We start from the raw sequence: 12,572 nt of genomic DNA, 5'->3' as shown, positions 1-12,572 counted from the left end.
GAATGCTCCGTGCAGATGGGGTCATGACCCCATCTGCACGCAATCAACACCTCACATAGGTTTTGATCACCCAATCATCATGCAAGGACGAACGGATCGTTTAAGGCGTGTTGCTCCAGTGTCTCGGCGCTTCCCACTGCACACGCAGTACAGCTTCAGCACTGCTCATCGATCGCGACGATAACTTGATTGCGGATATTATCTATAAAATTAGTAGACATTATCGAAAGCCGCGGGGGCGGCGCTTTTGAAGAAAAGATCGATGATAGTGTCTTATAAATTGCCGCTGCATGTTACCTCCTTCGCACTGGCTCTGGTGCTTGTTCAGTCAGCGCAGGCGCAAACCAGCTTGCCCGATGATGCCGATGCCGGTGGCGGCGAGATCATCGTTACGGCGGAGCGCCGGGCGACCGATCTTCAGAAAACCGCGATCGCCATTTCCGCCTTCACGCCCGAATTGCTGGAACAGCGCAATATAACGAGCGTGCGCGATCTGGCGGGGCAGGTGCCCAATCTGTTCGTGGCGCGCACGTCGATCAGCCACACCACCCAGACCTTCTCGCTGCGCGGCGTGGGGGAAAGCGATCCGATTCAGGAGCCGGTGCTGGCCGTCTATGTCGATGACGTCTATGTGCCCCGGCAGATCGGGTCGATGAGCGAATTTGTCGATCTGGAGCGGGTCGAATTGCTGCGTGGGCCGCAGGGCACGCTTTATGGCCGCAACAGCAGCGCGGGTGCGCTGCGCCTGATCACCCGCGATCCTGACGATACGACGCATGTCACCGCCGAGGCGGGCTATGGCAGCTATAATGATGTGCAGGTCCGCGCGCTGGTGAGCGGACCGATTATCAAGGATGTGCTGTCGGCCAGCGTCTCCTATATCCACCGGACGCGCGACGGCGTGACCTATAATCCGACGCTGGGCCATGATGTGAACCGCATCGATCTGGACGGATGGCGCGGCAAACTGCGCTTCACCGGGATCGATAATCTGGACGCGCAACTGACGGTCAATGTGATCCGCGACCGCAGCGACAGCCGCTCCTATATTCCGGTCAATCAACCGGGCGGGACATTCAGCCGCCGCCGATCCTATTCGGAAGTCGAGCCGCTCCAGCATCTCAATGCGCTGAACGGGTCATTGCGCCTGATCTATACCCTGTCGCCACAGCTTTCGATCAAGTCGATCACGGCGGCGGGCGGCTTCAACCTCAACCCCGTCTATTATGAGAATGACGGGGAAGCGGCGCTGATCCAGAAGAATCTGATCCATTATAATGACAAGTTCATCAGCCAGGAGGTGCAGCTGAACGGCGAACTGGGCGATGTGAGTTTCACCAGCGGGCTATTCTATCTGCATGAACGCTTCTTCGTGGAGCGCGATGGATTCAGCCGCACCGGCACCTCCGCCACGGCGGCGGTGAACAAGCTGCGCGCGCATAATATCACTTATACCGATGCCTATGCCGTGTTCGGCGAGGGCACGTGGAAGGCGAATGATATCTTCAGCCTGACCGCCGGTATTCGCGGCACGATCGAAAAGAAGCGGTTCGTGTTCGACAACAAGGTGATCGATGACGACCGCAATGTCGTGTCGCAATCCATCGCCGGGGAAGCGGAAAAGACGTGGAAGGCGCTGACGCCCAAGGTCTCCGTGCAGGCGCAATGGACGCCCAATCTGCTCAATTATCTGACCTGGTCGCGCGGCTTCAAATCCGGCGGGTTCGACAATCGGGCGACCCGGCTCGATCTGGCGACGCTGCCGTTCAATCCGGAGAAGGTGAGCACCTATGAAGGTGGGCTGAAAGCCACTTTGTTCGGGCGGGCGCTGCGCAGCAATCTGGCGGTATTCTATAATGATTATACGGATTTGCAGGTGTCTTTCTACGACCCGGCCTATGTCGGCAGCCGGCGCGGCAATGCCGGCAAGGCGCATAGCTGGGGCGTGGAGCTGGAAAATGACCTGCGGCTGAGCGACAGGTTCAGCGTGCAGGCGTCGGGCGGCTATCTGAAGGCGGTCTATGACGATTATAAGGGCGCGGGCGGCAATGGCGTGGATGCCGATGGCAATCCGCTGACCAACGCGCCCAAATATTCGCTGTCGGGTGGTGCTACCTATGACCTGCAGTTGGGTGCGAGCGGCAGTCATGTCCGGCTGTCGGCCAATGCCCAATATCAGAGCAGCTTCTATTCCAACGCGCTGGCCCGGCCGCAGGACCGGGTGCCCGGCCAGACCTTCGTCAACGGGTCGGTCACATGGATATTGCCGGACGACCGGTTCCAGCTGGCGCTGACCGGCAAGAATATATTGAACGCTAACAAGCCGGTCAGTTCGGCCTATGTTCCATCGACCGGGGTCTATTATAAAAATTATGCCGATCCGGCGACGGTGCTGATCAGCGCTCGCTTCGCTTATTGAGTGGGTGAGCGCGGCCATAAGGTGATTGGCAGCCCGTCCCGATACCGACTCTACAATCCACTGCCGGTCATTGCTTTGCCGCCCGGAATGCGGGAGAGGGGGGAATGATCATGGCTCGGCGCACAATGCTGGCCCTTTTTGGTCATGCGCAGGCTTGGTCGGAGAGGCCACTGCCAACAAGTCGGTTATCTGTCGGTGTCGCCAGCATAGGGATGCGGGGACGCCGGGTTCCAAAAAAAGGGTTCGCCATGAAATTCACCAGAGCTGCCATCCTGTCCCTGTTCGCCGCGACCGCCTTCGCGGCGCCCGGTTCTGGTGCGGATCGACCTGAAGGCTATCTGACTCCGGGCGAATTTGATGTGACATCGGTGCTGGAGCCGGCGCCGCGACGCGGTGATCCGCGGTTCGACACCGATCGCAAGATTTTCCGCGCGACCCGCAAGCTGGAAGGAACGCCGCGCTGGAAGCTGGCGACCAATGATGTGGACTATAGCGTTCCGGCTCTGCTGCATGATTATAGCTGTGCGGTCGGCGTAAACCTGACGCCTGACAATGCGCCCCGGCTGGTGGCGGTGCTGGAACGGGCGGGGAGCGACACCAGTGCGCAGACCAATATCGCCAAGAATATCTATCAGCGCGAACGGCCCTTCACCTTCGACCGTGGCCCCGTCTGCCAGCCGACGTCCGAACTGTTCGACAAGAAGCGCAACAAGATGAGCTTCGACTATCCGTCCGGCCACACGACCCGGGGCTGGACATGGGCGCTGGTGCTGACCGCGATCGCACCGGACCGGGCGCAGCAAATCCTGCAGCGCGGTCGCGCCTATGGTGACAGCCGGTTCGTTTGCGGCGCGCATAATGAGAGCGCGGTGGAGGCCGGGATGCAGTCGGCTTCGGCGACCATGGCGCTGGTGTCGACCAAGCCGGCTTATCAGGCGGACCTCGCCCCGGCGCGGGCGGAACTGACGACGCTTCGTGCGGCCAATAGCGCGCCGCCGCAGGGATGCGAGGCTGAAGCGGCGCTGATCGCGCAGCGTGTCATGCCGGCGCTGGACCGGAAGGCGAAATAACGCTGTTCGCTCCGCTAAAAGCATCACCGAAGTAGACAGGTAAATGCGATCGTAAAAGCTTGGCTTGTGCCCTTCATTATGTAATACGTCATACAACATAATGAGAGGATCGCAGCATGAGCGGCGTGATCGAGCGCGCGGCATTCAGCCGTCGTGCCATGACTTTGGGATTGGGTGCGGCCTTCGCCATGGCATCCGCGCCGGTACGGGCGACCGGATCGCTGAGTGGCTTTTACAATGTCCGCGATCATGGCGCGAAGGGGGATGGCGTCGCGATCGATTCCGACGCCATCAACCGTGCGATCGAGGCAGCGAGCGCGGCGGGCGGCGGGACGGTGGTGGTGCCGCCGGGCCATTATCTCTGCTTCTCGATCCGCCTGAAAAGCTACATCACCCTGCTGTTGATGCCGGGCAGCCTGATCGAGGCGGCGGACCCGCGCCGGCACAAGGGCCGCTATGATTTGCCAGAGGGCGTTTTTGACGAACAATATGTCGACTATGGTGTCGCGCATTTCCACAATGCCCTGATCTATGGCGACGGCGTCAATGATGTGGCGATCGTCGGGCGCGGGCTGATCCATGGTCTGGGGCTGGACCGGGAAGGGCCGGCGCCGCGCTGGCACGGCATAGAGGGGTGGAAGTCGCCGAAGGAACAGGGCCTGTCCGCCGATGCCGCGCGTCGGGCGATCCCGCGCGAAATGGCCTATGAAGGGCGCGGGAACAAGGCGGTGGCGCTGCGCCGATGCCGCAATGTGCTGCTGCGCGATTTCACCATCCTGCAAGGCGGGCATTTCGCCTGCTATGTGCTGGGATCGACCAATGTCATGATCGACAATCTGACGGTGGATACCGATCGCGACGGCATCGACATCGATTGCTGTCGCGACGTGCGGATCAGCAATTGCCTGGTCAACGCGCCCAAGGATGACGCGATCGTCCTGAAGAGCAGCTACGCCTTGCAGGAGCCGCTCTTCTGCGAGGATGTGACTGTCATCGGTTGCAAGACCAGCGGCTATGATCTGGGGTCGGTGGTGGGCGGGCGCTATCGTCCGTCGCCCTATAAATCGGTCGATGATGTGGGCGTGCTGGGGCGGATCAAGCTCGGCACTGATTCCGCGACGGGCTTTCGCAACATTCTGATTTCGGGCTGTACCTGCGAACATACGCGCGGACTGCAACTCGGCGCGATCGACGGCGGCGTACTGGAGGATGTGACGTTCAGCGACATCAATCTGCGTAACCCGGTCAATCACCCCATCTTCGTGCGGCTGGCGGCGCGCAACCGGGCGCCGCGTGGCAATGGTCCGTCCAAGGTGCGGCGGGTGCGCTTTTCCGACATCAATGTGTCGGGTGCGCCTGGCCCCTTTGCTTGCGGCATTGTCGGCAATCCGGGCGAGCCGATCGAGGATGTGAGCTTTTCCAACGTCCATGTCCGCTCCGCTGGCGGCGGTAGCGCGGCGGATGCGGCCCGCGCCATCCCCGAACGGCCGGCCAGCAGCCTGGAACCCAGCTTCATGGGCGCCTTCCCGGCCCATGGCCTCTATGTCCGCCATGCCCGCAACATCAGCCTGCGCGACGTCAGCTTCGATGTCGAGGCGGCGGATGCCCGGCCGGCCATCCTGTTCGATGATGTGCAGGGGGCGATGGTGGCTGGCCTGCGCTCCCGACAATCCCGCGACACTGCGATCCGATCGACTGCCAGCAGCGGCATCCAGATCGGCGATATCCAGACATATAGTTGAAGGAATGACGATGCGTCCGCTTTTCGCGCTTGCCCTGCTGTTGCCGGGCGTGGCTCAGGCCGCTACCGAAACACCGCTCGCCACGGGTTGGCACTTCATCAAGGCGGACGCCGCCGGGGCGCAAACGCCCGGCTTCGATGATGGCGCATGGGCGCCGGTCAGCGTGCCGCATAGCTATAATGCCGAGGACAGCGGCATTGGCGGGGCCAAGGCGCGGGGCGAGCCGGAGGGCGTCTATTATCGCGGTCCGGCCTGGTATCGGCTGGAGATCGACCACAAGCCGCAGCCAGGCAAGCGATATCTGCTGCATTTCGGCGGCGCGACTCTGAAGGCCGACATTTGGCTCAACGGTCGCAGGATCGGCGCGCATCAGGGCGGCTATGGCGCCTTCCGTGTCGATGCGACCGATGCGCTGAAGCCGGGGCGCAATCTGCTGGCGGTGCGGGTCGATAATAGCCGCGACACGCATATCGCGCCGCTCAATGGCGACTTCAATGTCTTTGGCGGCCTCTATCGCAGCGTGTCGCTGATCGAAAGCGATGCGCTGGCGATCGACCGGCTCGATCATGCGGGGCCGGGGGTGCAGGTGCGGACCAGCGCGCTCCAGTCGCGCCGCGCGACCATCGACATCGCCGTCGCGCTGCGCAACGACCGTGCTGCGGCGGCCCGCTTCACCCTCAGCAGCCGGATCGTGGATGCGGGCGGCAAGGTCGTGGCGCGATCCGTTGCGCCTGCCACTTTGGCCCCCGGCGCGCGCGACGCGGTGAAGCAGCAGGTCGCGCTGCCCAATCCGCAACTCTGGGCGGGGCGCAAGTCGCCTTATCTCTATCATGTCGTGACGGACGTGGTGGAGGGCGGGCGCATCATCGACAGCCAGAGCGTGCCGCTGGGCGTGCGCACCATCGCGATGAAGCCGGACGGAACCGTGCTGCTGAACGGCGCGCCCTATCCGATGCGCGGCGTCAATCTCCAGCATCCCACGCGCTTCGGGCGCGGGCCGATCGTCACCGATGCGGAGATCGACGAGGATCTGGGGATATTTGCCGATATGGGCGCGACCGCGATCCGCCTTGCCCATATGCAGCATCCGCAGCGCGTCTATGAACGGGCGGATGAACTGGGTCTGTTGCTGCTGACCGAAGTGCCGCTGATCGACGATCATGATCCCTCGGATGCGTTTCGCGAAAATCTGGTCGAGCAGATGCGCGAACTGATCGGACAGACGGGCAATCACCCCTCGGTCGCTTTGTGGGGCATCGGCAATGAAATCCGCAAATCGGATGCCGCCTCCAACCGCATCCTTGCCGAGTTGCAGGCGACGGCCAAGGCGCTCGATCCGACCCGGCCGACCACCTATGCCCATTGCTGCCTGGAGGATAGCGATCCGATCGCGCAGCATAGCGATACCGTGTCCTATAATCGCTATTTCGGCTGGTACTGGACCAAGTCGGAAGATATCGGACCCTGGGCGGATGAACTCCATGCCAAGCTGCCCGGCCGGCCCATCGGCGTCAGCGAATATGGCGCGGGGGCGAGCATCCTGCATCAGGAAGACCCGGTGATGAAGCGGCCGGAGTCCAACGGTTACTGGCACCCCGAACAATATCAGACCGATTTCCACATCAAGCATTGGCGTGAGATGAAGCAGCGGCCCTTCCTCTGGTCGACCTTCGTCTGGGTCGGGATCGACTTCCCATCCTTCAAGCGCAATGAGGGCGACAGGCCTGCGATTAACGACAAGGGGCTGGTGACGGAGGACCGCAAGGTCCGCAAGGATGCCTATTATTGGTATCAGGCCAACTGGTCGGACGTGCCGATGCTGCATATCGCCAGTCGCCGCGATGCGATGAAGCGGACGCAGCGGGTGAAGGTGCAGGTCTTCAGCAATCAGCCGACGGTCGAACTGCGCCTGAATGACGGGGCGTGGACGCGCGTGCCAGTGGAGGATCATATCGCCGCCTGGGATATCGATCTGGCCAAGGGCGACAATCGGGTCGAAGCGCGCGCGCAGGCGGGCGGCAAGATGCTGACCGATGCGGTGGGCTGGACATGGGCGACCCGGCCCTGACGGGCAAAAAAAGGCCGCCCGAAGGGATCGGGCGGCCAGCGGGGGGATGGGATGTTCAGCGCGCGACGGTGAAGCTGTAGTCGCCCGATCCGGCTTCCAGCACGAAACGGTCGCCGCGCGGGCCGATCGGGCGAAGACCCGGCGCGGCGTCGATGGTCCGGCCGCCTTCGCGGATCGCATCGACGGAGGCAGCGGGCAGCCAGATTTCGGCGCGGCTGTTGGCCGGTATGCTGATCTGCGCCGTGAAGCCGTCCGCCCGGTTGCGCCAGTCGGTGCGGATCGGCCCCAGCACACTGTCATAGCTGGCGCCGCCGCGCTCCAGCCGCTTGTCCAGCACCGGGTTGAAGCGCCAGGTCAGGAAGCCGGCCGAGGTCGGATCAATCCCGGCGACCCGGCGGAAGATGAAGCCGGCGACCGCGCCCAGCGCATAATGATTATAGCTGTTCATCGCGGAATCGACCATGTCGGCGTTCCACCTTTCCCAGATCGTCGTTGCTCCCTTGGCGATCATATAGCCCCAGGAGGGGAAGGCGGTGCGCAGCAGCAGGTCATAGACCAGCGCCTCCTCCCCCTGATCGGCCAGCGCGTCGAGGCTGTAGGGCGTGCCGAGGAAGCCAGTGGAAATCAGCGTGCCGCGGCGGCGGATATCGGCCGCCAGTTTCGCGGTGGCGGCGGCGCGCAGCGGTTCGGGCACCAGTCCGAAGCGGAGCGCGAGGATGTAACCGCAATGCGATCCATTGCCGACGCTGCCGTCCGCCTTGACGAAGGCCGTGGCAAAGGCGGTGGCGATGTCGCCCGACAATTGGCGATAGCGATCGCCTTCGGGCTGGCGCTTCGATCCGAACGCCATGTCGGTCATCGCGTCGGCCGCATATTTCCACATGGCAGTGGCGATCAGATCCTTGGGCGTCGTCTCGTCGCTAGGCTTCTGCGCGTCGAGCGCGACCCAGTCGCCATAGTCATAGCCGCGCAGGTTCCGCCAGATATGGTCGGGATTATGCTCGGACAGGAAGCGCATGTAGCGGGTCATCGTCGCCCAGTTGCGATCGACGATGGCGGTGTCGCCATAGCGTTGCCACGCCGTCCAGGGCAGGATGATGCCCGCGTCGGCCCAGCCGGGCGAGGCGCCCAGCGACAGGTCGCGCCAGCCGGTCGGTGCATAGTCGGGAAACTCGCCGCGCGGCCCCTGCGCATCGCGCAGGTCACCCATGAAGCGATGGGTGAAGGGTCCGACATCCATGGTAAAGGCAGCGGCGTCCCAGAAGACCTGCGCGTCGCCGGTCCAGCCCAGCCGCTCGTCGCGCTGTGGGCAGTCGGTCGGCACGCCGAAGAAGTTGGAGCGCTGGCTCCAGCGGCTATTCTGCCACAGGCCCTGGATGATGCGGTTCTCGACCAGCGGCTTGCCACTTTCGGGCAGCGCGCTGGACAGGACGATGCCGGTGACTTCGTCGGGCGTCGGCGCGCGCCCAAGGCCGCTCACTTCGACATAGCGGAAACCGAAATAGGTGAAATGGGGCTGATAGCTTTCGCCTGCCGGGTCGCCCCGGAAGGTATAGAGGCAGGATGCCCGCGCGGCGCGCAGATTGCCGACGTCGATCATGCCGTCGGGATGCAGGATTTCCGCGAAGCGCAGCGACACGGTCTGGCCCGCCGCGCCCTTAGCCTTCAATTCGGCCCAGCCGGCGAAATTCTGCCCGAAGTCGACGACATGGCGGTCGCCATCGAAACTGCGGATGGTGACGGGTTGCCGCCGTTCGATCGCGCGGATCGGCGGGGCGACATGGGCGCGCAGGCGGCAGGGCGGGGTCTGGCCGATGCGGACGGGCGTCCAGCCTGTAGCGCGGAAGCCGGGGCTGGACCAGCCGGGCTGTTCGCGCCGGGCGTCATAATCCTCACCATAATAGATTTCCGCCTGGGTGATCGGCGTGTCGGTCTGGAGTTGCCATTTGTCGTCGGTGGCGATGACCGACCGGCTACCGTCGTCATGTTCGACCTCCAGTTGCGCGAACAGGCGCAGCGGTGGCGGGCCAAAAGCATAGCGACCGGCGGGGGCATGATAGCTGCCATACCAGCCTTCGCCCAGCAGGGCGCCAATCGCATTGGCGTCGGGGCGCAGCAGGGCGGTCACGTCATAAGTGCGCAGCAGCGCCGTTTCGCGGAAGTCGCTGCTTTCCGGCGCCAACTCTGCGTCGCCAACGCGCTGGCCGTTGATCTGCGCGATATAGGCGCCCAGCGCGGTGATGCGCAGCCGGGCCTGACGGACGGGCCGCTTCAGGCTGAAGTCGCGGCGCAGCATATAGGCGCCGACGCGGGGCCAAGCCTGTGGCTGGCTGGCGGAGCGTTCCGCCTTGGCCCACTTTGCGTCATCGAAGCCGGTAGACTGCCAGCCATCGGGGGCGTGGGTTGCGGTGCGCATATCCCGACTGGTGATGCGCTTATCGCCGGCGCGGATCATCGCTGCGGCGGCGATTTCATGCATGCGCGGTTCATCGAAGCCGGCGGGGTCCGTTACCTCGATCGCCACGACATGGCGACCGGCGGACAGGCTGTGCTGCGTTTGCGCGATCGGCTCCGCCCCAAAGCGATGCGGACCGGGGGCGGGGAGGGCGACGGGTTCGCCGTCGAGCCAGACGCGCGGCACCCGGAAATTGCCGATGGAAAAGAGCGTGACCTGTTCCGCCTTGTCGAGCGTGAAGGACAGGCGGAACTGGCGCGGGGATTTGTCGGCGGGCCGGTCGCCGCGCATCCAGTGCAATCCGGCGGCCCGGTCTGCGCGCTCCAGATCGGTCTGCGCCTCGATCCATCGTGCCTGCCAGTCGGCGGGATCGAGCAGGCCCATTTCGAAGCTGGCGACCGGACTGGTGGCGCGCACGCCGCGATCGTCACGCACCAGCACGCGCCACCAGACACGCTGGCGCGACTTCAGCGGTGCGCCGAGCCAGCCCATGTCCATGCTCTTGTCGGTCAGCACTTCGCCTGCGTGCCACAGGTCGGGCGTGCCGGCCTCCAGCAGCGCGCGGCTGCTCGCCGCCTGCACTTCGCAACGGGTCTGGCGCACGGCGCGGTCGCGGCTCTCCAGCCGCCAGGACAGGCGCACATCCTGCTGATCGAGGCCGATCGGATCGACCAGCCCTTCGGCGCGCAGATCGGTGATGCGCAGGTCGCCGCCCTCCTGCGCCTTTGCCGCAAAGGCGGGCAGGCCAGCGAGCGCGCCTGCGCCCTTGAGCAGCGTGCGGCGTTTGATCAGGCTCATGGCCGCACCCCGGCTTCATCGATCACCTTTTGCGCATCGGCTGGCCAGTCGCGATTGGGCAGCAGCATATTGTCGCGCGCCACATTGCCGATCTCCTCCAGCCAGCGGCCGCCGGTGGTGGCGGAGTTGTGCCAGTTGCCGGTGGCGATATTGTCGGTCGAAATGCGGCGCCGGTACATTTTGCCCGCGGTGTTGATGTTCAGCCATTTGCCGCGCGTCTCGATCACATTGCCGGTCACGCGGAAATGCTTCGATCCTTCGTCCAGATAGAGGCCGATCTTGTCGCCAATGTCGAAGATGTGGTTGCCGCGCACGATCGCGTTCGGATTGGCCGACAGGTTGTAGATCGCGCCGCCATCCATGAACCAGCCCTTCACGCCATGGATACGGTTCCCCTCGATCAGCGCGTCGCGCAATGTGGTCGGCGTCGTATATCTGACGTGGTGGACATAGCCCTTGGCATTCTCGTCATAATTGGGATTGCCGCCGGCGTCATTATAGCCCCAGCCCCAGCCTACGGCGATGCCATCATAGGGGGCGTCGCTGATGTCATTATGGACGATGCGCGCGCCGCTGACATAGGTGGTCAGGATCGCGGCATTATCCTTATAATCCTGCGATACGGTGGCGACGATATTATCCTCGATCGCAATGTCGCGGTTGATGAGCGCCGCCTGTTCGGGATGGTGTGCCTCCACCCGGATGCCGCCGGCCATGATCGCACTGCCCGACAGGACCGAGAAGCGGTTGCGCGCGACACGGATATTGTTGGTGGCGAGGCCCACGCCCGACAGATTGGCGTTGGCGTCATTGCCGATGCCAAGGCCGATCTGTCCCAATTGCGAGAATTGATTTTTTTCGAAGACGATGTCGCGTGCGGCGGACACCTGCACGGCGGCGGGCATCTGGTGCCATTTCTGGCGCATCGATTCAAATTCGACACAGCCCCAGCCGCATGTTGTCCACGCATCGGCCGGGCGGATCGGCGAGGTTTCAAACAGGAAGGAACCGCTCTGCTGATTGGCATAGCCGGTGGGACGCGAAGGGCCGAGCCAGCTGCTGTGCGAGAAGCGCAATCCTTCGAACCGCAGCCGCTCGACCGGGGCGTCAGGCGTGCCGCTGATCGACACCAATGTTTCGAGGCGCGGCAGGACGACGCGGCGTTGGCCGATATCCTCGTCCAGCCCCATACGCAGATAGAGCTTGCCCGCCTTCGGATCGATCACCCACTGATAGGGCTTGCCATGCCACTCGTTGGTCTTGCCGACAAACTCCAGCGCATTGACGAGAAACAGCCGGCTGTCGTCCGGGAAGATCGGCTTGGTGATCGTGTCATAGCCCCAGCTGTTATTGTCCCATGCCGGCTGGGCCATGGTGACGCGGGTGCCGGCGATCGCCTTCACGGGCGAGACGCGGTCAGTGAAGAACCCGGTCGCTTCCAGTTCCAGCCGCTCAGGGTGCTGGAGCGTGGAGAGCCATTGCAGGTCGGGATTGCGAATGTCGAAGCCGGTGGCGTTAAAGGCGACGTCCGCCGCGCGGATCTCGATCCATGGCCGCTCCGCCAGCGCATCATCGACCCAGAGCTGGCGCGCATCGATCCCTCTGGGCACGTCGGCGACATAGAGGCGACGCTCGGCATCATAGGGTTTGAAGTCGCTCACCACCAGTCCGCCGGACAGCATCGGGTGCGCGCCCTCCGCCGCGCGCCAGGTGACAGCATGGCCATTGAGGCCGCCATCGGCACGGCGGAAGAGGAGAGGGGCGTCGAGGCTGTAGGTGCCATCGGCCAGAATGACGGCGACGTCGCGCTTCGCATTATTCTGCCGCACCAGCGCCTGCGCGCGGGTGAGCGATCGCACGGGCCGGGCCTGCGTGCCGGGCGCGCGATCGTCGCCCGCCGGGGAGACATGGACCAGCAGCGGCCCTTCCTGCGCCTTGGCGGCCAGCGGCATCGCCGCCGCCCATGCCGCCCATAAGATCAGGCTGCGCTTCATCATCGTCTCTCCATCGTGTGCGCTCT

At 63.8% G+C, this 12,572-nt stretch carries 6 protein-coding genes; 4 read left to right on the top strand and 2 right to left on the bottom strand.

Annotated features, from left to right (window positions below; all coding sequences use genetic code 11):
* Nucleotides 1-268: 268 nt before the first annotated feature.
* The 4 genes from BMY84_RS10665 (at nucleotide 269) to BMY84_RS10650 (ending at nucleotide 7,299) form a co-directional block, all read left to right on the top strand.
* A complete protein-coding gene (locus BMY84_RS10665; protein ID WP_371262410.1) occupies nucleotides 269-2,419 on the top strand; it encodes a TonB-dependent receptor in 2,151 nt (716 codons plus the stop codon).
* 248 nt (nucleotides 2,420-2,667) lie between these two features.
* On the top strand, nucleotides 2,668-3,489 hold the full coding sequence (locus BMY84_RS10660; RefSeq protein ID WP_177203979.1) for an acid phosphatase: 822 nt from the start codon (nucleotides 2,668-2,670) through the stop codon (nucleotides 3,487-3,489).
* 116 nt (nucleotides 3,490-3,605) lie between these two features.
* A complete protein-coding gene (locus tag BMY84_RS10655; RefSeq protein WP_256215205.1) occupies nucleotides 3,606-5,231 on the top strand; it encodes a rhamnogalacturonidase in 1,626 nt (541 codons plus the stop codon).
* A gap of 10 nt (nucleotides 5,232-5,241) precedes the next feature.
* Entirely contained in the window at nucleotides 5,242-7,299 is a 2,058-nt protein-coding gene (locus tag BMY84_RS10650) for a glycoside hydrolase family 2 protein (RefSeq protein ID WP_256215204.1), read from the top strand.
* A gap of 55 nt (nucleotides 7,300-7,354) precedes the next feature.
* Here the strand turns inward: BMY84_RS10650 and BMY84_RS10645 are convergent, their stop codons facing one another.
* Nucleotides 7,355-10,552, bottom strand: coding sequence for an alpha-L-rhamnosidase (locus tag BMY84_RS10645; RefSeq protein ID WP_093083710.1), 3,198 nt, complete (start codon nucleotides 10,550-10,552; stop codon nucleotides 7,355-7,357).
* The gene (locus BMY84_RS10640; RefSeq protein WP_093083708.1) at nucleotides 10,549-12,549 is read right to left on the bottom strand and encodes a right-handed parallel beta-helix repeat-containing protein; all 2,001 of its coding nucleotides are present in this window, start codon (nucleotides 12,547-12,549) and stop codon (nucleotides 10,549-10,551) included. The genes BMY84_RS10645 and BMY84_RS10640 overlap by 4 nt, the downstream gene beginning before the upstream one ends.
* Nucleotides 12,550-12,572: the final 23 nt, after the last annotated feature.

The organism is Sphingobium sp. AP50, assembly GCF_900109095.1.
GTDB lineage: Bacteria > Pseudomonadota > Alphaproteobacteria > Sphingomonadales > Sphingomonadaceae > Sphingobium.
This window is presented reverse-complemented; position numbering and strand designations above follow the sequence as displayed.

Excerpts from the sequence above, each read along its gene's own strand:
- BMY84_RS10660 (WP_177203979.1), top strand. The coding sequence starts at position 2,668 with ATGAAATTCACCAGAGCTGCCATCCTGTCCCTGTTCGCCGCGACCGCC.
- BMY84_RS10655 (WP_256215205.1), top strand. The coding sequence starts at position 3,606 with ATGAGCGGCGTGATCGAGCGCGCGGCATTCAGCCGTCGTGCCATGACT.
- BMY84_RS10650 (WP_256215204.1), top strand. The coding sequence starts at position 5,242 with ATGCGTCCGCTTTTCGCGCTTGCCCTGCTGTTGCCGGGCGTGGCTCAG.
- BMY84_RS10645 (WP_093083710.1), bottom strand. The coding sequence starts at position 10,552 with ATGAGCCTGATCAAACGCCGCACGCTGCTCAAGGGCGCAGGCGCGCTC.
- BMY84_RS10640 (WP_093083708.1), bottom strand. The coding sequence starts at position 12,549 with ATGATGAAGCGCAGCCTGATCTTATGGGCGGCATGGGCGGCGGCGATG.